Here is a 23,054-nt window from a genome sequence, read left to right as displayed (position 1 = left end):
ACCCCCCCCGTTCCTAAAAAACTAATCCCTTATACCTTCTTTTGTTGTTTTTTTGTGTTCTTTTTTTTTTTATCTTTTCAACACCCCCCCACCTACAAACCATTGCCGGGGCCCCCCCCCGGGTGCCCCCCCCCCGGCCCTGTCACGAGGCGACCGGCTCGGTCTCCGGGTAGTGGCAGGCGACCTGGCGGCCCGCGGCCATCCTGAGGGACGGCGGCTCGGTGCGGCACCGCTCCTGCGCCTTGAAGCACCGCGGGTGGAAGGGGCAGCCGGGCGGCGGCGCCGACGGGCTCGGCGGGTCGCCGCGGAGCACGATGCGCTCCCGCGCCCGCTCGGCCACCGGGTCGGGCAGCGGGATCGCCGACAGCAGAGCCCGGGTGTAGGGGTGCGCCGGCGCGCCGTAGACCACGTCCCGGGCCCCGGTCTCCACGATCCGGCCGAGGTACATCACGGCGATCCGGTCGCACACGTGCCGGACGACCGCGAGATCGTGCGCGATGAACACGTACGCCAGGCCGAGCCGGCGCCGCAGGCCCGCCAGCAGGTTGACGATCTGGGCCTGGATCGACACGTCCAGGGCCGACACCGGCTCGTCCGCGACGACCAGCCGGGGGCCGGTGACCAGGGCCCGGGCGATCCCGATCCGCTGGGCCTGCCCGCCGGAGAACTCGTGCGGGTACCGGTCGAGGTGCTCGGCGCCGAGCCCGACGTACTCCAGCATCTCCTGGACGCGGGGCAGCGGGTCCCGCTCGCCCTGCGCCCGCAGCGGCTCGGCCACGATTGAGCCGACGGTGTGGCGCGGGTTCAGCGAGGCGAACGGGTCCTGGAAGATGATCTGCAGGTCGCGGCGCAGCGGCCGCATCTCCCGCTGGGACAGCCCGGTGATGTCCTCGCCGTCGAAGACGATCCGCCCGGCCGTGGGGTCCAGGAGCCGGACGAGCATCCGCCCGGTCGTGGACTTGCCGCAGCCGGACTCGCCGACCAGGCCGAGCGTCTCCCCGGCCCGCACCTCCAGGTCCAGGCCGTTCACCGCCCGCACGGCGCCGCGCCGCGTCTGGAACGTCTTGGTCAGGCCTTCCAGGCGGAGCAGCGCCGTCATCGGGGTCCCTTCGCGATCGTGAGCAGGTGGCAGGCCGCCGGGTGGGACGTGCCGAGGAGCGCCGGACGGGTCGTCTCGCACATCTCGACCCGTTCGGCGCACCGCGGATGGAACGGGCACCCCGCCGGCGGAGACAGCGGAGACGGCGGGGTGCCCGCGATCGGGGCCAGCTCGCCGGGCGTGCCGGTGAGCCGGGGGAGGGAGCCGAGGAGCCCGCGGGTGTAGGGGTGCAGGGGCACGGCGAACAGCGCGTCGGCCGGCGCCCGCTCGACCGCCCGTCCCGCGTACATGACCAGGACGTCGTCGGCGACCCGCGCGACCACCCCCAGATCGTGCGTGATCATCAGGACCGCCAGCCCGCGCTCGCGCTGGATCCGCGCGATCAGCTCCAGGATCTGCGCCTGGACGGTCACGTCCAGGGCGGTGGTCGGCTCGTCGGCGATCAGCAGGTCGGGCTCGCAGGCGAGCGCCATGGCGATCATCACGCGCTGGCGCATCCCGCCGGAGAACCGGTGCGGGTGGTCGCCCGCCCGCTCCCGGGCGTCGGGGATGCCGACGTCGGCGAGGACCCGGACGGCCTCCTCGCGCGCCACGCGGCGGGACGAGCCGAAGTGCAGCCGCCGCGCCTCGGCGATCTGCTCGCCCACGCTGTAGTGCGGATGCAGCGACGACAGCGGGTCCTGGAAGATCATCGCGACCTTCCGGCCGCGCAGCGCGCGGACGCGCTCGCGGTCCGCCCCGACGATCCGCGTCCCCGCCACCTCGATCGACCCGCTCACCCGGGCGCCGTCGAGCAGCCCCATGATCGCCAGGCTGGTGACGGACTTGCCGGAACCGGACTCGCCGACGATGCCCAGGGTGCGGCCCTCCTCCAGGGAGAACGACAGCCCGTCCACCGCGCGGATCGTCCCCTTCGCGGTGCGGAACTCCACGGCGAGGTCCCGGACGCTCAGCAAGCTCATGCGCGCTCCTTCTGAGGGGCGGCCCGCCACATCCCCCGGTTCGCTCCGCTCATGCGTGCTCCTTGTGGGGGTGCGCCCCCCACACCCCCCGGTTCGCTCCGCTCATGTGAATCTCACCTGGGGATCGACCACCGCGTAGAGCAGGTCCACGACGAGGTTGGCGAACGTGATGAAGAAGGCGGCCAGCAGCGCCACGCCCATCACGACCGGCTGGTCGGACTTGTCGATCGAGTCGATGGTGAGCCGCCCGATGCCGGGCAGCCCGAACACGCTCTCGGTGATCAGGGCCCCGCCGAGCAGCGCGCCGAGGTCCATGCCGAAGACGGTGAGGACCGGCGTGAGCCCGGCCCGCAGCCCGTGCTTGGCGACGACCGTCCGCTCGGGCAGGCCCTTGGCGCGGGCCGTCCGGATGTAGGGCTCGGCCATCGTCTCCACCATCGACGCCCGGGACAGCCGCGCGTACATGGCCGCGTACAGCAGCGCGAGCGCGACCCACGGCAGCACCAGGTTCCTCGCCCAGGCGGCGGGGTCCTCCGCGAACGGGACGTAGCTGGAGTAGGGGAGCAGCCCCCCGATCTGGACGACCAGCACGGTGAGCGCCATCGCCGTGAAGTAGATCGGCAGGGACGCGGAGGTGAGCGTGCCCACCATCAGCGCCCGGTCCAGCAGCGAGTCCTTGCGCAGCGCGGAGACGACGCCGACGGTGACTCCGCCGGCGAGCCACAGGACCGCCGCGCCGACGGCGATCGAGAGCGTGGTCGGCAGCCGCTGCATCATCAGGTCCCAGACCGGCGTGTTGTTCTGGTAGGAGAACCCGAGGCACGGGAAGTGGCACCGGACGGCCTGCGGCCCCGAGCCGTAGCTCCGGCCCGCGACGACGCCGCCGAGGTAGTCGGCGAACTGCCGCCACAGCGGCCGGTCCAGCCCCATCTGGTGGTGGAGCATGGCGAGCCGCTCCGGCGTGCACGACTTGCCGCACGCCTGGAGCGCGGGGTCGGCGGGGAAGACGTAGAAGATCGTGAAGGTCACCGCGCAGATGACGAGCAGCACCCCGGCGACCCCGGCCAGGCGCGTCGCGACGTACCGGGTCACCGGCCCGCCCCCTTCGGGTCGAGGGCGTCCCGGAGGGCGTCGCCGAGCAGCGTGAACGCCAGCACGGTCAGCAGCAGGCAGACGCCGGGGACCACGAAGAACGTCGGGTCCACCTGGTACCAGTCGATCGCCTTGGCCATCATCTGGCCCCAGGACGCGTCCGGCGGCCGGACGCCGATGCCGAGGAACGACAGCGCCGCCTCGGTGCCGATGTTGACCGGGACGGTGAGCGTCGCGTAGACGAGGACCGGCGCCAGCAGGTTCGGCATGACCTCGCGGAAGACGATGCGGTGGCGCGGCATGCCGGTGGCGCGCGCGGCCTCCACGAACTCCCGGTGGCGCAGCGAGAGCGTCTGGCCGCGCACGATGCGCCCGATGTAGGGCCAGCCGAAGAAGCCCATGACGAACACCAGCTCCAGCGTCCGGTCCCCCTCGGGCAGCACCGACACCAGAGCGATCATGAAGATGAGCTGCGGGAACGACAGCACCAGGTCCATGACGCGGCTGATCGCCGCGTCGACCCGGCCGCCGGCGAAGCCCGCGGTGAGGCCGAGGGCGGTGCCGGCGGCGGTGGCGACGCAGGTCGCCGCGACGGAGATCAGCAGCGAGATCCGGGCGCCGTAGACCATGCGGCTGAACACGTCCCGGCCGGTGCCGGGCTCGACGCCCAGCCAGAAGTCGCCGTCGGCGCCGCCGAACGCCCCCCGGGGCGCGCCGGCCAGCGCCTTGTCGATCTTCTCGGGGTGGAACTCGTTCGGGCCGTGCCCGTTGAGGGCGGTGAGCAGCGGGGCGGCCAGCGCGAGCAGCACGAACAGCGCGATGATCGCCAGCCCGGCGAGGGCGGCCGGGTCGCGCCGCAGCCGCCCGCCGGCCGGCCGCCACGGCGACCGGCCGGCGGGCACCGGCACGCTGCCGGCCACTACATCACCCCGATGGTGGCGAAGTCGAACTCGCCTTCCCAGATGGCGTGGCCGAACGCGCCGGTGACCTTGGAGCCGCGCAGCAGCGGCAGCTTGTCGTGGATCAGCGGGACCATCGGCGACAGCCCCATCAGCTCGCGGTCGAGCGCCGTCCACGCGGCCGGGTCGTTCCCCTTCACGGCCGCGCCGATCTTCTCGTTGACCGCTCGGTCGTTCATCTGCGAGACGACGGTGTTGCCCTTCGGCGCGATGGCGCGCCCGTCGAAGATCGGCGGGATGAACGAGGCCGCGGACGGGTAGTCGGCGCACCACCCGTAGAAGACGAGCTCGTCCTCCTTCGCGGTGTCGCCGATGGTGTCGTAGTAGACGCTCTTGGCCACGGAGTTGATCCGGACCCGCACCCCGACGCGGGCGAGCGCCTGCTGCACCGCCTCGGCCTCGGACTTGCCGAGCTCGCTGCTGGTCGTCGTCAGGGCGATCGAGAACCCGGCGCCCTTGCCGGCCGCGGCGAGCATCCGCCTCGCCTTGCCCGGGTCCCCGTTCGGCGGCGCCTGGTAGACGTCCTGCGCCCGGCCGCCGGTCATGGCGGGCGGCAGGTAGGACCCGGCGAGCTCGCCGACGCCGCTGCCGCCGTGCGCGGTGCGGTAGGCCTCCTTGTCGATCGCGTACTGCATCGCCCGCCGCACCGCCGGGTCGTCGAACGGCGGCTTCGCGGTGTTCATCGCCAGGAACCGGGTGCACAGGCTCGTCGCGCTGACGAACCGCTTCCTGACGTCCGGGCGGGTGAGGATGCGCGGCATGCTCGCCGGCGCGACCGAGTACAGCGTGACCGCGCGCTGGTCCCGTCCCTGGTCGGCGATGAGCCGCTGGTCGATGGCGGCCTGCGCGAGGCCCTCCTCCACCACGATCCTGTCCGGGTGGGCCTGGCGGACACCGTCGGTGGCCTTGTCCCAGTGCGTGTTCCTGACGAGGACCAGCCGCCGGCCGCGGTCGTAGGACTGGACCTTGTAGGGGCCGGAGGAGAAGGGGCGCCTGTCGAAGTTGACGCCGGTGTCCCTGGCCTTGGGGACGGGGGCGAACGTCGGAAGCGTGGTGACCTTCGGCCAGTCCATCGACGGCTGCTTGAGCCGGAACACGACCGTCCGGGCGTCCGGCGCCGCGATGGAGGCGAGACCGTCCTTGTCCTTGTAGGGCCCCTTGTACCCCTCACCGCCCTCCAGCATCGTCCTGGCGTAGCCGGGGCCTTCCGGCAGGTCGGGTGCGAAGGAGCGCTCGATCCCGTACTTGACGTCGGCGCTGGTGATGGGCGTCCCGTCCTCGAACTTCAGCCCGGGTTTGAGGTGATACGTCCAGGTCCTGCCCTTGTCGGGCGTGGTGCCGGTGTCGGTGGCGAGGTCGGGGACGACCTGCGTGCCCGCCTGGCCCTCCCTGGCGGCGTAGGTGGTGAGCGTCCGGTAGAGCAGCCGCGTGCCGAAGTCCATCGCGAACATCACGTAGTTGCGCTGTGGGTCGAGATGGGCGAAGTCCTGCGTGTACAGGACGGTGAGGGTGCCTCCGGCCTTGGCGGCGGTGGCGTCGTCCCCCGAACCGCAGGCGGAGGCGCCGGCGACGGTGCCGAGCGAGGCGGCGAGAGCGAGGCAGGTTCTGACCGGACGTTTCATGGCGTCTCCGTGCATCGACGGGCGGAGTGCCATATAAAATAGTACAGTGCAATTGCACTACAAGCCCCGTTATCGAATCTCCACATCCAGGACTTTCACATGGACGACCCTGCAGCCGGCCGCTTCGCGACGGGCAGCCACGACCTGCCCGTCTCCGAGACCCTCGCCTCCTTCATGACCCGGGACTGGGCCCCGAGCGGGAAACCGCTCCCGGTGCGCCGGTCGGTGGCGCCGTACGCGGAGAAACGCCGCGCGGCCCTGTCGGCCCTCTTTCCCGGCGAACGCCTTGTCCTGCCCGCAGGCCCCCCGAAGGTGCGCAGCAACGACTGCGACTACCGATACCGCGTGCACACCGCGTACGCCCATCTCACCGGGGACACCGGCGCGGACACCGGAACCGGCGCCGTGCTGGTGCTGGAACCGACCGCCACGGGCCACGACGCCGTCCTCTACCACCGGCCCCGGTCCTCGCGCGACGACGCGGGCTTCTTCCGCGACCGCCGCCACGGAGAGTTCTGGGTCGGCCCCCGCGCCGCCCTGGCCGAGACCGAGGAGAGGCTCGGGCTCGCCTGCGCGCCGCTGGACGACCTGCCCGGCGCGCTCGGCGGCCCGGTCCCGGCCCGGGTGATCCGGGGCGTGGACCCCGAGGTCGACCGGGCCGTCCCGGCCCGCGCCCCCGAGCTCGACGCGGAGCTGGCGGCCTGCGCCGCCGAGCTCCGCCTGGTCAAGGACGACTGGGAGATCGCCCAGCTCCAGGCCGCCGTCGACCACACGGTGGACGGCTTCACCGCGGTCGCCGCCGGGCTGGCGCGCGTCACCGGGATGCCGCGCGGAGAGCGGTGGGCGGAGGGCACCTTCGAGCGCGTCGCGCGCATCAAGGGCAACGGCGTCGGCTACGACACCATCGCCGCGGCCGGGGCGCACGCCTGCGTCCTGCACTGGACGCGCAACGACGGCACGCTGCGCATGGGCGAGATGCTCCTGCTCGACGCCGGGGTCGAGACCGACACCCTCTACACCGCCGACATCACCCGCACCCTCCCGGTGAGCGGGTGGTTCACCCCGCGTCAGCGGCAGGTCTACGACCTCGTCTACCACGCGCAGGAGGCGGGGCTGGCGGCCGTCCGCCCGGGCGCCCGCTTCCGCGACTTCCACATGGCCGCGATGCGCGTCATCGCCGAAGGCCTCCAGGACTGGGGCGTGCTGCGCAGCGCCGAGGACGCCCTCGATCCCGAGTCGGGCATCTACCGCCGCTACACCCTCTGCAGCAGCGGGCACATGCTCGGCCTGGACGTCCACGACTGCTCGGCGGCGCGGGCCTCCCAGTACCTGGACGGGGAGCTGCGCCCCGGCCACGTCCTGACCGTGGAGCCGGGCCTCTACCTGCAGCCCGACGACCTGACGCTGCCCCCGGAACTGCGCGGCATCGGCGTGCGCATCGAGGACGACGTCGTCGTCACCGAGACCGGCGCCCGCCTGATGTCCTCCGCCCTTCCCCGCCATCCCGAGGAGATCGAGAACTGGATGCAGTCCCTGAAGGACTGACGCGGCGAAGGGGCGGCGCGGTGCCCGGGGCCACCGGGCACGGCGCCGCCCCTGTGCGCGGGCCGGCGGAGGTCAGCCGCTGAGAAGGGACACCCCCAGACCGGACAGGGCCCGTCCGATGGGCTCGTGGATCATTCCGCATCCCGAGTTCGGACCGCCGCTCAGGATGCCGTGGGCGTAGTTCCCGTCGAAGACGCCGCTGCCGCTGTCACCGGGCCCGTCGCAGGCGGTGCTCCAGGTCATGCCGGACAGCGTCCGGTCCGGGTAGGACACGGTGGCGTCGACCTCGGTGATCGACCCGCAGGTGTAGCCGGTGGTCGAGCCCTGCTTGCAGACGTAGCCGCCGACGTAGTCGCTCTGGCTTCCGTAGACGGACGTCTGGGGGAGCACCCAGCCCCGGGGCTGCCACCAGCCCGGATTGTCGACCGAGACCGCGGCGTAGTCGCCGTACCACCCGAAGGTGTAGTCCGCGGCGCCGCCCACGTTCTGGTAGCCGTAGCTGTAGGTCGACACGTCCCACCAGTAGCCGAGCTCGGCGCAGTGACCGGCGGTGAGCATGTAGTACCGGCTGCCGGAGTAGGTCATGAACGCGCTGGTGCAGCGCGCTCCTCCGGTGAAGATGGCCAGGCCGGACCGGAGCGGCGGGTCGCAGCTGTAGTCGTCGTAGCAGTACCGGGGCACCGACTTGTGGGCGTAGGTCGACACCTTGACCGCGCCGCCGAACGTCCGGCGCGCCCAGCCGACGACGTCGCGCTGGGCCGGGGTGAGCGCGGCGCCCTTGAGGCTGCTCAGCTTCACGGCGTTGCCGGACGTGACGATGCCGGTCTGCAGGCCGTTCTCGGCCCCCTTGTTGGCGGCGGCGACCCGCTCGGCCAGGGAGGCGGACACCCGCTGGAGGTGCCCGAAGCCGTACCGGACCTTCTTCGTCCTGGTCGTGCCCAGACCGGCGGCCTCCGCCTTCGCCCGCACCCTGGCCGACGCGCCGGCTCCGGTGACGCCGACGGTGAGCTCGCCGCCGCGGGCCTGGTCGATCCAGGCGCCGCCGTACGCGGCGCCGAGTTCCTTGCCGAGCCGGGACGCGAGCTTGAACTGCGCGGGCTGCCGGTCGGCCCGGCGGCCCGCCTCGGCCACCGAGACCCGGTGGTCCTTGGCGATCTGCTTGACGAGCGTGGCTTTGGCCTCCTGCTGGGACTGGATCCGGGGCGGGTGGGGGGAGGTGGCGGGGGGCGCGCCACGGCCACCGGGGGCGTCGGCGTGTGCCGGCGCCGCCGGTGATGCCGCGGTCAGGGCGGCGGCCACGGCGACGGCCGCGGCGGCCCTTCTGCGATTCGGGCGGACCATACGGGAGCCTCCTTCGCGGACGGGGGTGCCGCGGCGTCCGGCCGCGGCGTCCGCAATGCAATGTGAAATTGCACTGTAAAATGTGAAACAGCACTTGCCAAGGGCCGTGTCTCCGGCGTCAGCCCAGCTCCGAGCGGTTATGGCCGGATCCGGTCAGAGGGAGTGCGGGCGGAGGCCGCCCTCAGCGGTGGTCGCCCCGCACGTGGTCGAGGTGGCGCGTCATGAGCTCCCGCGCCTTCTCGGCGTCGCCGGCGACGAGCGCGTCCAGCAGCCCGAGGTGCTCCTCCGCCGACGCCACCAGCGTCTCGGCCGGGGCGGGACGGGCGAGGCCGTGCATCTGCGAGCGGCCCCGGAGGTCGAGGACCGTCCGGACGAGCGTCCGGTTGCCGGTGAGTTCGAGCAGCTCGGCGTGGAAGCGGTGGTCGGCGTCGAGGAAGCCGACCGGGTCGCCTTCCCGGGCCGCCGCGAGCGCCTCCTCGGCGAGGGCCCGCAGGCGCGGACGGGTCGCCTCGGGAACGGCGCCGGCCAGCCGCGCGACGGCGGGGACCTCGACCAGCTCCCTGAGCTCGGTGAGTTCGGCGAGGTCGCGGGCCGACGGCCGCACGACCCGGAAGCCCCGGTTGCGCACGGCCTCGAACAGGCCGTCCCGCACCAGGTCGATCATGGCTTCGCGGACCGGCGTGGGGGAGATCCCGAACTCGTCCGCGAGGGTGGGGGCGGAGTACACGACGCCCGACCGCAGCGTGCCCGTCGCCAGCGCCTTGCGCAGCGCCTCGGCCACCTGGCCGCGCAGGCTGCTCTGGCCGCCGAGGTCAGGCAGCCCGACCAGGGCATCGGCCACCGGATCCATTGGCCCTCCTCACCCACGATCAGAATACCGCCACGTGGGCGGCCCGGAGGCCCGGCGAGACAAGATCACGAAGGCGGGCCGCGCGGGCACGGTCACGGGAGCGCGGTCACAGCAGCGGGTGCACCTGGGGGTGGGCGCGCCACCACGCCTCGAAGGTCGGATGGCTGGCGGTGTGCTCCAGGTAGGCGGCCGCCAGCCCCCGGTAGAGGGCCGCGGCCTCCTCCTCTCCCAGGCGGTCCCGCCGCCAGGCGACGATGAGCCTGGCGACCTGCGGTTCCCCGGCGAGGGGCCGCACGACCGTCCCGGGGTGCGGCGGCCAGGACGGGTCCACCATCCGGACGCCGTGCCCCGCCGCGACCAGCGGGCACGCCGCCCCGCTCGGCGCCTCGTAGCGCACGATGGGCTCGAAGCCGGCGGCACGGCAGGAGGCCCGCAGGGAGGACAGCGAGCCGTCGTCGGCGCCCGGCGGGGCGATCCACGCCTCGTCCCGCAGGTCGGACAGGTCGATCTCGTCCCTGCCGGCGAGCGGATGGTCCGCGGAGAGGGTGACGAAGATCGGGTAGCGGGGCACCAGGGTGCGGCTGACCACGGGAGCCGCGATCGGGACGTCGAAGCCCTCCATGAGCCCGATCAGCGCGGCGTCCAGATGGCCGCGCGCGAGGGCGTCGCCCAGCAGGGCGGAGGAGGGCTCGATGCGCAGCGAGACCTCGCGGCCGGGAAGGGCCTCGCCCACCCGCGCGACGATGCTCCCGACGCAGGCGAGGTGGACGCATCCGAGGCCGAGGGTCTCCTGCGGGCTCCGCGGTCCGCGCAGGTCGCCGAACAGCGTGTCCATCTCGGACAGGATCGTCCGCGCCCGGCTGATGACCTGGCCGCCGAGCGGCGTCGGCTCCAGACCGGACCGGCTGCGGGTGAACAGCGCTCCGCCGACGATCTCCTCGACCCGGCGGAGCTGGTTCGACATTGCGGGCTGGGACATTCCCATCCGGGCCGCCGCCCGGGTGACGCTCCCTGTCTCCGCCATCGCGCACACCATGCGAAGGTGACTGATGTCGAGATCCATAGCTGGAAATTATGCATCAGCCGATGACCCGCGACTCGGACCGACCGCAATAATTCCGGTACTCCTCCACACAGGTGGGCGATCACGGCGCCGGCGGCACCTCACCCTCGGTCTCCCGGCCGTGATCGCGCGTATGGAAGAAGGGAGATCCCGTCTCGCCGGCCCCCAGGTTGAGAGCCCTTCTCACCCTTTTTCTCTCCTGGGGGCCGGACGCGCCGCCGACAACTCTCGTGGAAAGCGATCGCTCATGCCGGATAATCCGCAGACGGTGGAGATGGCGGGGTCGAAACTGGCCGACGGCGCGTTTCCGGCCTGGTCCTTACCGCCCGGGCCGGCGGCGGCGGCGTTCGCGCGCTCCCTCGCCCGGTCGGTGTTCGCGGAGCTCGGCATGCCCGCGGACGACGCGCAGACGATCATCTCGGAGCTCGCCACCAACGCCGTCGTGCACGGCGATCGGGACCGCGCCGAGGTGTGGGCGTATCTCAGCCGCCGCCCCTCTCCCCATCTCACCCTCAAGGTGTTCGACGCCGCGCCCTGGCGGGGCGCCGGCGCTGCCGGCCCGGCGGACGCCGCCGCGCCGACCGCCGGGGAGCCCGCCGCCGACGCCTGCGGCGGCCGCGGGCTGATGCTGGTGAACGCGCTGACCGAGGAGGCCGGGGGCTGCTGGGGCGTCCATCCCACCCGCCGCAGGCTCGGCCCGGACCCGGTGTCGGGCAAGGCCGTCTACTTCACGGTCCCGCTGCCGGAGGCGTCCGCGGCCGCCCTGCCCCCTCCGGCGCCGGGCCCGGTGCCCGAAAGGCTGCGCGAGCTCGCCGCCGCGCGCGGGCTGCCGGCCCGCGTCTCGCTCGGTGCCGAGGCCACGGTGGTGCACTTCGGGGCGGGGCTGTGGGTCTGGGTGAAGGACGGGGCGCTGCTGTTCGAGCTGCCGGGACGGGGCGTCGTCCGGCACCCGCCGTCGGACGCGGTCGAGGTCGTCGAGCAGATGGTCCGGCTGAGCGAGGAGGGCGCGGCCCGCGCCCCCGCCCCGCGCGCGCCGTCGTGGGACCTGTGCTGACCGGCGGTCCGGTGCCGGGCGGCGCCCCGCCTCACCGGCCCTCGGGCCGGTCCGCCCAGATCCCCCGGACGTGCCGGAGGTGGTGGCGCATCAGCGCCTCGGCGCCCCGCGCGTCGCCGTTCGCCACCGCCTCGATCAGGTCCTCGTGCTCGCGGGCGGACGGTTCGAGCTCGCCCCGCTCCGCCAGCCGCGGCACCCCGTAGAGGCGGGACTTGTAGCGCAGCTCGCTCACCAGCCGGACGAGCTGGGCGTTGCCGCCGAGCCCGAGCAGCGCGAGGTGGAAGCGGTGGTCGGCGTCGATGTAGGCGACGACGTCCCGCCGCCCGGCCGCCGTGACGATCTCCTCGGCCAGCGGCTTCAGCGCGCGGACCTGCGCGGCCATGCCGGCCCGCGCGAGCCGCACGGCGGCGGGGATCTCGATCAAGGAGCGGACGTCGGTGATCTCGTCCAGCTCGTCGTCGGACAGCTCGGGGACCCGGAAGCCCTTGTTGCGGACGACCTCGACCAGCCCCTCCCGGGCCAGGTCGATCATGGCCTCCCGGACGGGGGTCGGGGACACGCCGAACCGCTCGGCGATGGCCGGCGCGGAGTACACGACGCCCGAGCGCATCCCACCGCTGACGATCGACGCGCGCAGCGCGTGCGCGATCTGGACCCGCACGCTCTTGCGCGGGCCGAGCGAGGGCAGGTTCGGCATCATCGCTCCGTGAGGCGCGAGAGGATCCGGGCCTTCCCGCTCTGCCAGTTGGCCTTCAGGGCCTCGACGGCCCCCTCGACGTCCGCGTCGACCAGGCGTTCGGCGATCCGCTCGTGCTCCTCGGCCGAGCGCTCCAGCACCTCCCAGTCGCCGACCACGACGCGCTCGTAGCGGTGCATGGTGAGCTTCAGCGAGGTGATGAGGTCCATCAGCCGCTCGTTGGGGCAGCCGGACAGCAGGAGATCGTGCCAGGCGTCGTCGTAGCGCTCTATCACGGCGTGCTCCGCCTCGGGGACGGAGAACGCGCGGGCCTCCTCCAGGAGGCGCGGGGCGACCGCGCGCAGGAACTCGGGGTCGGTCGACTCCAGCGCCAGGGACTCCAGCGCGGCGACGATCGTGGTGAGGTCGTCGAACTCCTTCGCGCTCATCGGGGCGAACCGGAACCCCTTGCCGCGCTCGCTGACGATGATGCCCTCGCGCTCCAGCCCGATGAGCGCCTCGCGGAGCGGGGTGCGGCTGACGCCGAGGTCCGCGGCCAGCACCATCTCGTTGATCGCCTGTTCGGGGTCGAACTCCCCCTTGCCCAGCCGGTCGAGGATCTCGTCCTTGATCTGTTCGCGCAGGGGGCGGCGGTCGATCGGCATGCTGTGGTCTTCCTCTCCTGGTGGATCGGACGGTCGGGCCGTGACCGGCGGTCAGGCCGTCCCGGCGCCGTCGACCGGGATGACGGCCCCGCTGACGAACGCGGCCGCGTCGCCGGCGAGGAACGCCACCATCGCCGCGATGTCGGCGGGCCGGCCGATCCGGCCGAGGGGGCGGTCCGCCGCGTCGGCGTAGAACGCCTCCGCCGATTCGCCGAGCTGGCGGGCCTCCTCGGCGAGCATGCCGGTGTCGGTGTCGCCGGGGCACACGCAGTTGACCCGGATGTTCTGCGGCCCGTGGTCGATCGCCATGGCCCGGGTCATGTTCACCACGGCGCCCTTCGAAGCGCAGTAGGACACGGCCCGCGCGCCGCCCTGGATGCCCCAGCCCGAGCCGGTGTTGATGATACTGCCGCCCCCGGCGGCGGCCATCAACGGTATCGCCGCCCGGCTCATCAACAGGATCGATTTGACGTTGACGGCCATCACCAGGTCCCAGTCGTCCTCGGCGATCTCCAGGACGGTGGAGCGGCGGATGACGCCGGCGTTGTTGAACAGGACGTCCACGCCGCCGAAGGCGTCCCGCGCGGCGGCGACGATCCGCGCGCAGTCGGCCGCGGAGGAGACGTCCCCGCGCACGAAGGCGGCCCGGCCGCCCGCGGCCTCGATCGCCTTCGCGGCCTCCGCTCCGGCCTCGTCGACGTCGGCCAGGACGACCGCGGCGCCGAGCTCCGCCATCAGCTCGGCGGAGGCCCGCCCGATGCCGCCCGCGGCCCCGGTGACCACGGCGGTCTTGCCTTCGAGTGAGTTCACGTTCGGTCTCCCTTTCATCGGACGGGGTACATGGCGAACCGGCCGTGCCCGGTCAGCACGGGCAGGTGGCCTCGCAGGGAGGCGTCGAGGTCCTCGTCGCCGGTGTCGACCAGCAGCGGGCGGCCGCCGAGCGAGGCGAGCTTGGCCTCGGTCGCCGCCGCGGCGAGCCGGTCGCGGCCGGCGGCGCGCAGCACGGCGGGGGAGATCTGCTGGTTGCCCCTGCCGAAGAGGAAACCCTGCCCGCCGATCGGAGTCACGGCTATCCACGCGGGCGTCGCGCCCGCCAGCGCCTCCAGTTCGGCGGCGGCGGCGTCAGCCGCGACGACCGTCCCGTCGCCCGCCAGCACGTTGACGCCCATGAGGGGGACGTCGGCGCCGAGGGCGGCCGCGACGGCGCGCATCGTCGTGCCGGGCCCGAGCACCAGCAGGCCGGACGGCCCGGCGCGCTCCGCGAGCCCGGCGGCGATGCCGGCGACCGACGACGGATCCGCGACCGTGCCGCCCACCTTCCGCTGCTGCACGCGCACCGGGATGTCGGGCACCCGCACGTGGCCGTACAGGCGGGCGGAGACGCGGCCGTCCCGGACGGCGTCCTCGTCCAGGTCCATCACCTCGGCGTCCCGGATCCGCACGCCGCCGGCGGCCATCAGGGCGGCCGCCTCCCCGGCGGCGCGGGGCGTGGCCCCGAACACCGCCGAGTGCATCTTCACGCCGGTGGGCACGCCGAGCACGGGGACCGAGGACCCGACCGCGTCCAGCACGTCGCGGGCCGTCCCGTCGCCGCCGGCGAACAGCAGCAGGTCGACGTGCGGCGCGAGCGCGGCCGCGGCGCGCACGGTGTCGGCCGCCGTGGTGGGCTCGCCGGGCCGGTACCGGACGTCGGGGACCAGCCCGGCGCGCAGGACGGCGCCCTCGCCCATGGACCCGCCCGCGGTCGCCACCGCGAACGGGACGCCGAGCCGGGAGCGCAGTTCCGCCAGCGCGGTCGCGGCGCGCTCCGGCGCGCGCGGCGTCGCGCCCAGCGCCCGCGCCCTCTCCTGGACGCCGGCGCCGTCGCTGCCCTTGAGCCCGACCCGGCCGCCGAGCCCGGCGACGGGGTTCACCACGAGCCCGATCCTCATCGCGGCCTCATTCCCCGAGGATCTTCCGGCGGTACGCGCGCCAGGTGACGGCCCAGGTGGCCGGGTCGTCCAGGACGTCCTGGCGGGCGCGGTGCACGGTGGAGCGGTGCGGCGCGGTCCGGACGGTCTCCGGGTCGTCGTAGGCCTCGCGGGCCACCTCGGCGAGGATGGCGGCGTACTCGTCCAGCTCGGCCCTGGAGTAGGACTCGGTCGGCTCCAGCGTCATCGGCTCGGGGACGACGTAGGGGTGGTGGCTCGTCCAGTAGTGGGTGCCGAAGTCGGCCGCGCGGATGCCGATGTCCTCGCTGTGCACGCCGGTCTCCTCGGCGAGCCGCTCCCAGCTGTAGCGGACCTGCTCGACCCGGGGCCGTCCCGGCGCGTACGGCACCGACGCCCCGCGGATCTGGAGCACCTTCGCCATCAGGTAGTTGTTGTTGAGGACGGCCACCTCCGCGGCCTCGCGCAGCCCCGCGCCGCCCAGTGACATGATCCAGGCGTAGGCGCGCACCAGGTTCGGCACGACGCCGTAGAACGGACGGATCTTCCCGATCGACTCGGGCCGGTCGTCGTCCAGGCGGTAGCGGGTGCCGTCGAACTCGACCGTCGGCGTCGGCAGGTAGGGGGCGAGCTCCGCGGTCACGCCGCAGGCGCCCGCGGCGGGCCCGCCGCAGGCGTGCGGCGTGGAGAACGTCTTGTGCAGGTTGAAGTGGCACAGGTCGAACCCGGTGTCGCGGGCGCGGGTGATGCCGAGGATGCCGTTGGCGTTCGCCTGGTCGTAGGCGCACAGTCCGCCGGCCTCGTGCACGATCCGGACGAACTCCTCGATCCGCGGGTTGAACAGCCCGGTGTCCTCGGGGTTGGTGATGAGCAGGGCCGCGGTGCGGGGACCGACGGCCTGCCGGAGCGCCTCGATGTCGGGGTAGCCGTCGGCGTCCGGGTACAGGGTGATGACCTTGAACCCGGCCGTCTTCGCGCACGCCGCGTTGGACGGGTGCGAGAAGATCGTGGTGATGACCTCGTCGCGGGTCTCGGCCTCCCCGCGCGCCGCGAAGTAGGCGCGGATCATCGCGACGTTGGTGTAGATCGCGGCGGAGCCGGCGCCCGGCTGGAGGGTGAACCGGTCCATGCCGGAGACCTCCCGCAGCAGCCCCTCCAGCCGGTACATGATCTCCAGCACGCCCTGCACCGTCCGCTCGTCCTGCAGCGGGTGCAGCCCGGCCACCTTCGGGTCGCGGACGAACCGGTCGTTGACCTTGGGGCTGTACTTCATGGTGCAGGTGCCCTGGCCGACGTCGACGTTGAAGTCGGCGCCGAGGTTCTCCTGGGACAGCCGCAGGTAGTGCCGCAGCACCTGCGGCTGCGACAGCTCCGGAAGCGCGGGCGGCGCGGCGCGGCGCAGCCCGTCCGGGAGGACGACGTCCGCGGGCGCCTCCGGGAGCGGGGGCAGCACGCCGCGCTCGCCGGGGGAGCCCAGCTCGAACAGCAGCGGCTCGTCCCACCGGGCCTGGTGGAACCGGCGCAGCGGGGGCTTCGGGCCGATCTTCGCGTCGGCGGGGGAGAGGGGGGAGGGGGTCGGGCCCGTCTTCACTTGGCGATCTCCTGGAGGGTCTCGGCCAGCCGGTCGATGTCGTCCTTGGTGTGGATCTCGGTGACGCAGTACAGGGCGTCGGTCCCGGACAGGACCCTGCCGCCGAAGATCCCGTGCTCCAGCAGCGCCTCGCCGATCTCGGCGGCGGTCCGCGAGCCGGTGAAGCGGAGCGTGAAGTCGGCGAAGTGGGGGGCGTCCGCGTAGGGGGTCTCCACGCCGGGCACCCCGGCCAGCCGGTCCAGCGCGTACCGGGTGTTCGCCAGGATCGTCTCGGCGACCTCGCGCATGCCCTGCGGTCCCATCAGGGCCAGGTAGACCCCGGCGGCGATGCCGTTCAGCGCGGCGGCCGTGCCCACCCACTCCTTGCCCTCCTCGCGGAGGGCGAAGGAGGTGCGCTCGTAGGCGACGTCACCGAAGCCGTACTCGCCCTCGACGCTGGTGGGCGCGAGGCCGAACAGCCGGGAGGGGAACTCGCCCACGTAGAGTTCCTCGTCCCGCGTCGCGACGAAGCCGCCGTTCATCCCGCCGTAGCTCATGGGCAGGCCGAGCGGCTGGATGTCGCCGCAGACGATGTCGGCGCCGTACGCGGCGGGCGGGGTCACCGCTCCCAGCGAGATCGGGTTGCAGCCCACGACGTACTGGGCCCCGGCCTCGTGCGCGATCTCGGCCAGCGACGGGAGGGCGGGGTCGAGGATCCCGGACGCCGAGGGCGCCTCGGCGAACACCGCCGCGACGTCCCCCGCCGCCAGCTCCGCCCGCACCGCGGCCGGGTCGGCCAGGCCGGTGGCGGGGTCCACCGGCACGAGGACCACGTCGTGGTCGGGACGGACATAGTCCTCGATCTTCGACAGCTTGTCGGGGGCGACGGCCGTCACCAGCAGCAGCCGGCGGCGGCCGGTGATCCGTCCCGCCATGCGCAGCGCGGTGGACGCGGCCTGGAAGCCGTCGTACACCGGCACGCTCACGACGTCCATCTCCAGCAGTTCGCCCATCAGCGACTGGTACTCCCAGAGCGCCTGGAAGCGGCCGTGGTCCTCGTACGGCTCGCCCGCGTAGGCGGTGAGGAACTCGCTCCGGTTGACCACCTCGTCGACGACCGCGGGCACGTGGTGGTGGTAGCAGCCGGCGCCGAGGAAGCTGAGCGCCTCCTGGGCGCTGGTGTTGCGCGCCAGCAGCCCGCCGACGTGCCGGACCAGCTCGGCCTCGGAGCGCATCGGCGGGGGCAGGTCCAGCGGCCGGTCCAGCCGGATGCGGCCGGGCACGTCCGCGTAGAAGTCCTCGACGCTCCGCGCGCCGATCGCCGCCAGCATCTCCCGTTTCACCTCGGGCACCGAGTTCGGGATGTAGGGGTGCGCGTTCATCTCGCTCTCCTTCACATTCCTTGCCTCACCCTCTTGACGAGAACACAGGATGCAGTGTGCTGTATACAGCATTATCCCGAATCCCTTGGGGAGGCAAGATGGCGACCAACCCCGGACGGGCGGCCATCGGACGCCGGACCGTCCTGACCGCCGGAGTCGCCGGAGCCGTCTCGGCGCTGCTCGGAACGAGCGGGTGCGCCACCGGAGGCGGCGCCGGGAAGGCGGGGCCGGCGCTCAGCGCCGGCGCCCAGGCCAAGATCGAAGGAAAGATCTCCGTCTGGTCGTGGGACGTCGCGGCGAAGGCGCTCAAGCGGCTCGCCCCGGCCTTCGAGCAGCGCCATCCCGGGACGAGCGTCGACGTCGTCGACATCGGCTACGACAACGCCTACGACAAGATCACCGTGGGGATGAAGGCGGGGAAGGGCCTGCCCGACGTCCTCACCGTCGAGGGCACCCGGCTCCCCGGCTACATCGGCGCCTTCCCCGGCGGGCTGTACGACCTGACCCCGCTCGCCGGCGCGCACCGGGCCGAGTTCGCCCGCGCCGCCTGGAAGGACGTCACCGACGAGCGCGGCAAGGTCTTCGCCCTGCCCTGGGACGGCGGGCCCTGCGCCCTCTACTACCGCGCCGACATGTTCGAGAAGGCCGGCGTCGACCCGGCGGGCATCGCCACGTGGGACGACTACGTCCGCGCCGGGGAGCGGATCAAGGCGGCGACCGGCAAGAAGCTCCTCGTCATGGACCCGCAGGAGGACAGCATGTTCCCGATGCTGCTCCAGCAGCAGGGGCAGGGCTACGTGCGCGGCGGCAGGATCGCCGTCTCGGACCCGCGGGCCGTCCGCGCCGCGGCGCTGCTCAAGACGCTCGCCGACAAGGACCTCGTCGCCTTCGAGAAGGGCTGGGACGGCCTCGTCTCGGCGACCAAGGCGGGCAAGGTCGCCACCACCCCGTACGCCGTGTGGTGGTCGGGAACCCTCACCGACGAGATGCCCGAGCTCAAGGGGAAGTTCGGCGTCGTCCCCCTCCCGGCGTTCGACCAGGGCGGGGTGCGGACGTCCAACGACGGAGGGTCCACCCTCGCCGTCAGCGGCCACAGCGCGAACGCGCGGGCGGCGTGGGCGTTCATCGAGTTCGCCCTCGCGGACGGCGCCAACCAGGTGTCCATGCTGAAGAACGAGGGCCTGTTCCCCGCCTACCTGCCCGCGCTCAAGGACCCGTTCGTGACCGCGCCGCAGCCCTACTACGGCGGCCGGCCCGTCTTCGCGACCTTCGCCGACCTCGCGGACAAGGTGCCCCCGATCGAGATCTCCAAGGACGGACCGAAGGCGAGGGACGTCGTCAACCGCACCGTCTCCGGCATCGTGCTGCACGGCGACGACCCGGCGAAGGCCCTGGACTCGGCGGCCAAGCAGATCGCCGCCGCGACCGGCCGGTCGATCGCCGAGTGACGCCGTGGTCGTCGACGTGACGAAACGGAAACCCGCGCAGAGCGGACCCGCCCGCGCGGCCCGGCCGGACGCGCCGCCCCGGTGGCGGGAGCGCTGGCGCCGCCGGACCACGCCGTGGACGTTCGCGGGCCCGGCGGCGGCGCTGCTGGCGCTCTTCTTCGCCTATCCGCTGCTGGCCGGCCTCTACCAGAGCTTCACCGCCGACCGCGACGGCGTGACGACCTGGGTCGGGCTGGCCCAGTACCGCCGGATGGCGGCGGACCCCGTGTTCTGGGCCGCGCTGCGCAACACCGGGCTGATCCTCGCCGTCCAGGTCCCGGTCATGATCGGGCTGGCGCTGCTGCTGGCGTTCGGGCTGAACCAGTCCTGGCTGCGGCTGCGCTCGGGCTTCCGCATCGCCTACTTCCTGCCCGCCGTCACGATGCTGGTCGCCTACTCGGTGGTGTTCCGCGTCCTGCTCAAGACCGACGGCGGCCTGGTGAACCAGATGCTCGGCGCGGTGGGCCTGCCCGCGGTCGACTGGCTGAACGGCCCCGGCTGGGCGCGGCTGGCGCTGATCGGCTCGATCACCTGGCGGTGGACGGGCTACAACGCGGTCATCCTGCTGGCCGGGCTCCAGTCGATCGCCCGGGAGCAGTACGAGGCGGCGGCCATCGACGGCGCCGGGCCCCTCACCACGTTCGTCCGGGTGGTCATGCCGCAGCTGCGTCCCGTCATCCTGTTCTGCTCGGTGACCTCGACGATCGGAACGCTCCAGCTCTTCGACGAGAACTACGTCCTGACCGGCGGCGGACCGGGCAACGCCACGACCACGCCCGTCCTCTACCTCTACAAGGTGGGCTTCGAGCAGCTCGACTTCGGCTACGCGGCCGCCCTGTCCTGGGTCGTCGTCGCGGTCATCGGGCTGATCTCCTACGCCCAGTTCCGCTTCTTCGGGAAGGAGAGGTCGCGGTGATCCCGGCCGCCGAGGGAAGGGGCCGCCCCCGCGCGGGCCGCGCGCTCGCCCTGCTGCTGCTCCTGGCGGGCGCGCTGATCAGCGCGGCGCCGTTCTACTGGATGGTGGTCGCCTCCACCCGCGACGACTCCGAGCTGTTCGCGTCCCCGCCGCCGTTCCTCCCGGGCGGGCGGTTCCTGCACAACCTGGTGGAACTGGAGCACACGATCGGCTTCGGCCGCGTCATGCTCAACAGCGCGGGCGTCGCCGTCGTCTACACGGTGCTCAGCTCGCTGATCTCCGCCATGTGCGGGTACGCGCTGGCCAAGTACCGGTTCCGGGGACGGCGGCTGCTGCTCGGCGCCGTCCTGGCGACCATGATGATCCCGTTCCAGGTGCTGCTCGTCCCGCTGTTCCAGATGATGGCGAGCCTCGGATGGGTCGACACCTACCAGGCGGTCATCCTGCCGTTCCTGGCCAACTCGTTCGGCATCTTCCTCATGCGCCAGGCGTTCCTCGCCTTCCCGGACGAGCTGATCGAGTCGGCCCGCATGGACGGCGCGGGCGACCTGCGCATCTTCTACCGGATCGTCCTCCCGGTGGTCCGGCCCCAGTTCGGCGCGCTGGTCATCTTCACCTTCATGACGCAGTGGAACGCCTTCCTGTGGCCGCTGCTGATGCTGAACACCGAGGACAAGTACACCGCGCCGGTCGCGCTGTACACGCTCATCGGGCAGAGCCACGTCGACTACTCCGGGCTGATCCTCGGCTCCTTCCTGGCGACGCTCCCCCTGATGTTGATCTTCTTTCTGTTCCAGAAGCAGTTCGTGTCCGGTCTGTTGGGAGGGGCGGTCAAGGGATGATTCGGGTGCCGGGGCTGCTCTACGGCGGGGACTACAACCCCGAGCAGTGGCCCGAGGAGGTCTGGGCGGAGGACGCCCGGCTGATGAACGAGGCCGGGGTCAACCTGGTGACGGTCGGCGTGTTCTCGTGGGCGCGGCTGCAACCGGGCCCGGACTCCTGGGACTTCGGGTGGCTCGACCGGCTGCTCGACCTGCTCGCCGGGCACGGGATCGCCGCCGACCTCGCCACCGCCACCGCGTCGCCGCCCGCCTGGCTGGTGCGCCGCCACCCGGAGATCCTGCCCGTCACGGCGGACGGCGTCCGGCTGGAGTTCGGTTCCCGCCAGCACTACTGCCCGTCCTCCCCGGTCTACCGGGAATCGGCGACGCGGCTGGCCCGCATGATCGCCCAGCGCTACCGGGCCCATCCGGCGGTCGTGCTGTGGCACGTCCACAACGAGTACGGCGACCACGTGACCGAGTGCTTCTGCGCCGCGTCGGCGGCGGACTTCCGGTCCTGGCTGCGGGAGAGGTACGGCGACGTCGCGGAGCTGAACCGCGCCTGGGCGACGGACTTCTGGTCGCAGCGCTACGGCCGGTGGGAGGAGATCGAGCCGCCGCGCACCGCGCCCGGACCGGTGAACCCGACCCAGACGCTCGACTGGCGCCGGTTCTGCTCCGACGCCCTGCTCGGCTGCTACCTGGCGGAGAAGGCCGTCCTGGACGAGGACGGCGGGGGCCTCCCGGTGACGACGAACTTCATGTCGATGTTCAAGCCGCTGGACTACTGGAAGTGGGCGGCGCACGAGGACGTCGTGTCCGACGACGCCTACCCCGACCCGGCCGACCCGGCGGCGCACGTCAACGCCGCGATGAACTTCGACCTGATGCGCTCGCTCAAGGGCGGCCGGCCGTGGCTGCTCATGGAGCAGGCGCCGTCGGCGGTGAGCTGGCGCCCGGTCAACGTGCCGAAGCCGCCCGCGCTGGGACGGCTGTGGTCCTTCCAGGCGGTGGCGCGCGGCGCGGACGGCGTGCTGCACTTCCAGTGGCGGGCGTCGCGCGCGGGGGCGGAGAAGTTCCACAGCGCGCTCCTCCCGCATCGCGGCACCGGCTCGCCGCAGTGGGACCGGACGGTGCGCATCGGGCGCGAGCTCGCCCGGCTCGCCGAGGTCGCCGGCACCCGCACCACGGCCGATGTCGCGATCGTCCTGGACTGGGACTCCTGGTGGGCGCTGGAACTCGACGACCACCCCTCGTCCCGGCTCCGGCTCCAGGAGCTCGTGCTGTCCTGGTACGGCGCGGCGCACGCCCGCAACGCGGCCGTCGACTTCGTCCCCCGCGGCGCGGACCTGGCGCCGTACCGGCTCGTGCTGCTGCCCAACCTCTACATGGCGAGCGATGAGACGGCCGCCTGGCTCGGCTCGTACGTCGCGGACGGCGGCCGGCTGGTCTGCGGCTTCTTCAGCGGCATCGTCGACGAGCACGACCACGTGCATCTCGGCGGCTATCCGGCGCCGCTGCGGGACGTGCTCGGAGTCGTCGTCGACGAGTTCTGGCCCGTCCCGGACGACGCGTCCGTCGAGGTGGCGTTCGGCGACCGCACGGTCCCGGCGACGCTGTGGAGCGAATGGCTGGAGACCGCCGGGGCCGAGACCGCGGCCGCGTACGGGTCCGGGGCGCTCGCCGGCCGCCCGGCCGTCACCCGCAACGCGCACGGCGCCGGGCGGGCCTGGTACGTGAGCTGCCACCTGGGCGACGGCATCGGGATCGTGCTGGACGAGGCGTTCGCCGACGCGGGCGTCCGCCCGGTGCACGCCGTCCCGGACGGGGTCGAGGCCACCCGCCGCGACGGGCCCGCCGCGTCCTACCTCTTCCTGCTCAACCATCGCGACGCCGAGACGGACGTGCCCGTCCCGGACGGCGTCGACCTCCTGTCCGGCGCCGCCGTGCGGGACACGCTGCGGCTGCCCCCGCTCGGGGCGGCGGTGCTCAGGACGACCCACCCCCACCCCGAAAGGTGAT

Annotated in this window: 20 protein-coding genes; 6 read left to right on the top strand and 14 right to left on the bottom strand. The window is 73.0% G+C overall.

The window, feature by feature from the left end; all coding sequences use genetic code 11:
• Nucleotides 1-142 precede the first annotated feature (142 nt).
• The 5 genes from AB0C87_RS12355 to AB0C87_RS12335 all read right to left on the bottom strand — a co-directional run bounded on the left by AB0C87_RS12355 (nucleotide 143) and on the right by AB0C87_RS12335 (nucleotide 5,734).
• Nucleotides 143-1,099: an oligopeptide/dipeptide ABC transporter ATP-binding protein gene (locus tag AB0C87_RS12355; RefSeq protein ID WP_345180987.1), complete on the bottom strand. Its 957-nt coding sequence runs from the start codon at nucleotides 1,097-1,099 to the stop codon at nucleotides 143-145.
• Nucleotides 1,096-2,061 carry an ABC transporter ATP-binding protein gene (locus AB0C87_RS12350; RefSeq protein WP_345180983.1) on the bottom strand — a complete coding sequence of 322 codons (966 nt, stop codon included), beginning with the start codon at nucleotides 2,059-2,061 and terminating at the stop codon, nucleotides 1,096-1,098. The genes AB0C87_RS12355 and AB0C87_RS12350 overlap by 4 nt, the downstream gene beginning before the upstream one ends.
• Before the next feature lie 102 nt (nucleotides 2,062-2,163).
• Nucleotides 2,164-3,153 carry an ABC transporter permease gene (locus AB0C87_RS12345; protein ID WP_345180980.1) on the bottom strand — a complete coding sequence of 330 codons (990 nt, stop codon included), beginning with the start codon at nucleotides 3,151-3,153 and terminating at the stop codon, nucleotides 2,164-2,166.
• Nucleotides 3,150-4,073, bottom strand: a complete 924-nt coding sequence (locus AB0C87_RS12340; protein ID WP_345180978.1) for an ABC transporter permease — start codon at nucleotides 4,071-4,073, stop codon at nucleotides 3,150-3,152. The genes AB0C87_RS12345 and AB0C87_RS12340 overlap by 4 nt, the downstream gene beginning before the upstream one ends.
• Nucleotides 4,073-5,734 carry an ABC transporter substrate-binding protein gene (locus tag AB0C87_RS12335; RefSeq protein WP_353835356.1) on the bottom strand — a complete coding sequence of 554 codons (1,662 nt, stop codon included), beginning with the start codon at nucleotides 5,732-5,734 and terminating at the stop codon, nucleotides 4,073-4,075. The genes AB0C87_RS12340 and AB0C87_RS12335 overlap by 1 nt, the downstream gene beginning before the upstream one ends.
• A gap of 99 nt (nucleotides 5,735-5,833) precedes the next feature.
• Between AB0C87_RS12335 and AB0C87_RS12330 the strand changes: the two genes are divergently transcribed.
• On the top strand, nucleotides 5,834-7,279 hold the full coding sequence (locus AB0C87_RS12330; protein ID WP_345180973.1) for an aminopeptidase P family protein: 1,446 nt from the start codon (nucleotides 5,834-5,836) through the stop codon (nucleotides 7,277-7,279).
• A gap of 72 nt (nucleotides 7,280-7,351) precedes the next feature.
• Here AB0C87_RS12330 and AB0C87_RS12325 read toward each other — a convergent pair whose 3' ends face one another.
• The 3 genes from AB0C87_RS12325 to AB0C87_RS12315 all read right to left on the bottom strand — a co-directional run bounded on the left by AB0C87_RS12325 (nucleotide 7,352) and on the right by AB0C87_RS12315 (nucleotide 10,506).
• Entirely contained in the window at nucleotides 7,352-8,620 is a 1,269-nt protein-coding gene (locus tag AB0C87_RS12325) for a S1 family peptidase (RefSeq protein WP_345180971.1), read from the bottom strand.
• 181 nt (nucleotides 8,621-8,801) lie between these two features.
• Nucleotides 8,802-9,470 carry a GntR family transcriptional regulator gene (locus tag AB0C87_RS12320; protein WP_345180969.1) on the bottom strand — a complete coding sequence of 223 codons (669 nt, stop codon included), beginning with the start codon at nucleotides 9,468-9,470 and terminating at the stop codon, nucleotides 8,802-8,804.
• 106 nt (nucleotides 9,471-9,576) lie between these two features.
• Nucleotides 9,577-10,506, bottom strand: a complete 930-nt coding sequence (locus AB0C87_RS12315; RefSeq protein ID WP_353835358.1) for a LysR substrate-binding domain-containing protein — start codon at nucleotides 10,504-10,506, stop codon at nucleotides 9,577-9,579.
• Between the two features lie 274 nt (nucleotides 10,507-10,780).
• Here AB0C87_RS12315 and AB0C87_RS12310 point away from each other — a divergent pair, with 274 nt between their 5' ends.
• The gene (locus AB0C87_RS12310; protein ID WP_345180964.1) at nucleotides 10,781-11,587 is read left to right on the top strand and encodes an ATP-binding protein; all 807 of its coding nucleotides are present in this window, start codon (nucleotides 10,781-10,783) and stop codon (nucleotides 11,585-11,587) included.
• A 31-nt stretch (nucleotides 11,588-11,618) separates the two neighbouring features.
• Here the strand turns inward: AB0C87_RS12310 and AB0C87_RS12305 are convergent, their stop codons facing one another.
• From AB0C87_RS12305 to gcvPA, 6 genes are read right to left on the bottom strand one after another with little or no spacing between them, the layout of a single operon-like run.
• Nucleotides 11,619-12,287 carry a GntR family transcriptional regulator gene (locus AB0C87_RS12305; RefSeq protein ID WP_345180962.1) on the bottom strand — a complete coding sequence of 223 codons (669 nt, stop codon included), beginning with the start codon at nucleotides 12,285-12,287 and terminating at the stop codon, nucleotides 11,619-11,621.
• Entirely contained in the window at nucleotides 12,284-12,928 is a 645-nt protein-coding gene (locus AB0C87_RS12300; RefSeq protein ID WP_345180960.1) for a GntR family transcriptional regulator, read from the bottom strand. The genes AB0C87_RS12305 and AB0C87_RS12300 overlap by 4 nt, the downstream gene beginning before the upstream one ends.
• A gap of 51 nt (nucleotides 12,929-12,979) precedes the next feature.
• The gene (locus AB0C87_RS12295) at nucleotides 12,980-13,738 is read right to left on the bottom strand and encodes an SDR family oxidoreductase (protein ID WP_360355037.1); all 759 of its coding nucleotides are present in this window, start codon (nucleotides 13,736-13,738) and stop codon (nucleotides 12,980-12,982) included.
• A 14-nt stretch (nucleotides 13,739-13,752) separates the two neighbouring features.
• Nucleotides 13,753-14,859 (bottom strand): NAD(+)/NADH kinase, encoded by a 1,107-nt coding sequence (locus tag AB0C87_RS12290; protein ID WP_360577406.1) that lies wholly within the window; start codon nucleotides 14,857-14,859, stop codon nucleotides 13,753-13,755.
• Nucleotides 14,860-14,866: 7 nt separating this feature from the next.
• On the bottom strand, nucleotides 14,867-16,447 hold the full coding sequence (gcvPB, locus tag AB0C87_RS12285) for an aminomethyl-transferring glycine dehydrogenase subunit GcvPB (protein WP_345180953.1): 1,581 nt from the start codon (nucleotides 16,445-16,447) through the stop codon (nucleotides 14,867-14,869).
• Complete coding sequence (gene gcvPA, locus AB0C87_RS12280; RefSeq protein WP_345180952.1) at nucleotides 16,444-17,808, bottom strand: aminomethyl-transferring glycine dehydrogenase subunit GcvPA; 1,365 nt, start codon at nucleotides 17,806-17,808, stop codon at nucleotides 16,444-16,446. Before gcvPA ends, gcvPB begins: the two co-directional genes overlap by 4 nt.
• A gap of 98 nt (nucleotides 17,809-17,906) precedes the next feature.
• Here gcvPA and AB0C87_RS12275 point away from each other — a divergent pair, with 98 nt between their 5' ends.
• From AB0C87_RS12275 to AB0C87_RS12260, 4 genes are read left to right on the top strand one after another with little or no spacing between them, the layout of a single operon-like run.
• Nucleotides 17,907-19,256 carry a sugar ABC transporter substrate-binding protein gene (locus AB0C87_RS12275; RefSeq protein WP_345180949.1) on the top strand — a complete coding sequence of 450 codons (1,350 nt, stop codon included), beginning with the start codon at nucleotides 17,907-17,909 and terminating at the stop codon, nucleotides 19,254-19,256.
• Nucleotides 19,257-19,272: 16 nt separating this feature from the next.
• Entirely contained in the window at nucleotides 19,273-20,211 is a 939-nt protein-coding gene (locus AB0C87_RS12270) for a sugar ABC transporter permease (RefSeq protein WP_345180947.1), read from the top strand.
• Nucleotides 20,208-21,053: a carbohydrate ABC transporter permease gene (locus AB0C87_RS12265; RefSeq protein ID WP_360577403.1), complete on the top strand. Its 846-nt coding sequence runs from the start codon at nucleotides 20,208-20,210 to the stop codon at nucleotides 21,051-21,053. The genes AB0C87_RS12270 and AB0C87_RS12265 overlap by 4 nt, the downstream gene beginning before the upstream one ends.
• Nucleotides 21,050-23,053, top strand: a complete 2,004-nt coding sequence (locus tag AB0C87_RS12260) for a beta-galactosidase (protein WP_345180944.1) — start codon at nucleotides 21,050-21,052, stop codon at nucleotides 23,051-23,053. Before AB0C87_RS12265 ends, AB0C87_RS12260 begins: the two co-directional genes overlap by 4 nt.
• Nucleotide 23,054: the final 1 nt, after the last annotated feature.

It is taken from the genome of Actinomadura sp. NPDC048021 (genome assembly GCF_040653135.1).
In the GTDB taxonomy this organism is placed as follows: Bacteria; Actinomycetota; Actinomycetes; order Streptosporangiales; family Streptosporangiaceae; genus Spirillospora; species Spirillospora verrucosospora.
The sequence above is the reverse complement of the archived record's forward strand: the minus strand, read 5'-3'. Positions and strand labels throughout refer to the sequence as shown.

Bases quoted from the DNA above. Each gene is read 5' to 3' on its own strand.
- AB0C87_RS12355 (WP_345180987.1), bottom strand. From the start codon at position 1,099: ATGACGGCGCTGCTCCGCCTGGAAGGCCTGACCAAGACGTTCCAGACG.
- AB0C87_RS12350 (WP_345180983.1), bottom strand. From the start codon at position 2,061: ATGAGCTTGCTGAGCGTCCGGGACCTCGCCGTGGAGTTCCGCACCGCG.
- AB0C87_RS12335 (WP_353835356.1), bottom strand. From the start codon at position 5,734: ATGAAACGTCCGGTCAGAACCTGCCTCGCTCTCGCCGCCTCGCTCGGC.
- AB0C87_RS12330 (WP_345180973.1), top strand. From the start codon at position 5,834: ATGGACGACCCTGCAGCCGGCCGCTTCGCGACGGGCAGCCACGACCTG.
- AB0C87_RS12325 (WP_345180971.1), bottom strand. From the start codon at position 8,620: ATGGTCCGCCCGAATCGCAGAAGGGCCGCCGCGGCCGTCGCCGTGGCC.
- AB0C87_RS12320 (WP_345180969.1), bottom strand. From the start codon at position 9,470: ATGGATCCGGTGGCCGATGCCCTGGTCGGGCTGCCTGACCTCGGCGGC.
- AB0C87_RS12315 (WP_353835358.1), bottom strand. From the start codon at position 10,506: ATGGTGTGCGCGATGGCGGAGACAGGGAGCGTCACCCGGGCGGCGGCC.
- AB0C87_RS12310 (WP_345180964.1), top strand. From the start codon at position 10,781: ATGCCGGATAATCCGCAGACGGTGGAGATGGCGGGGTCGAAACTGGCC.
- AB0C87_RS12305 (WP_345180962.1), bottom strand. From the start codon at position 12,287: ATGATGCCGAACCTGCCCTCGCTCGGCCCGCGCAAGAGCGTGCGGGTC.
- AB0C87_RS12300 (WP_345180960.1), bottom strand. From the start codon at position 12,928: ATGCCGATCGACCGCCGCCCCCTGCGCGAACAGATCAAGGACGAGATC.
- AB0C87_RS12290 (WP_360577406.1), bottom strand. From the start codon at position 14,859: ATGAGGATCGGGCTCGTGGTGAACCCCGTCGCCGGGCTCGGCGGCCGG.
- gcvPA (WP_345180952.1), bottom strand. From the start codon at position 17,808: ATGAACGCGCACCCCTACATCCCGAACTCGGTGCCCGAGGTGAAACGG.
- AB0C87_RS12275 (WP_345180949.1), top strand. From the start codon at position 17,907: ATGGCGACCAACCCCGGACGGGCGGCCATCGGACGCCGGACCGTCCTG.
- AB0C87_RS12260 (WP_345180944.1), top strand. From the start codon at position 21,050: ATGATTCGGGTGCCGGGGCTGCTCTACGGCGGGGACTACAACCCCGAG.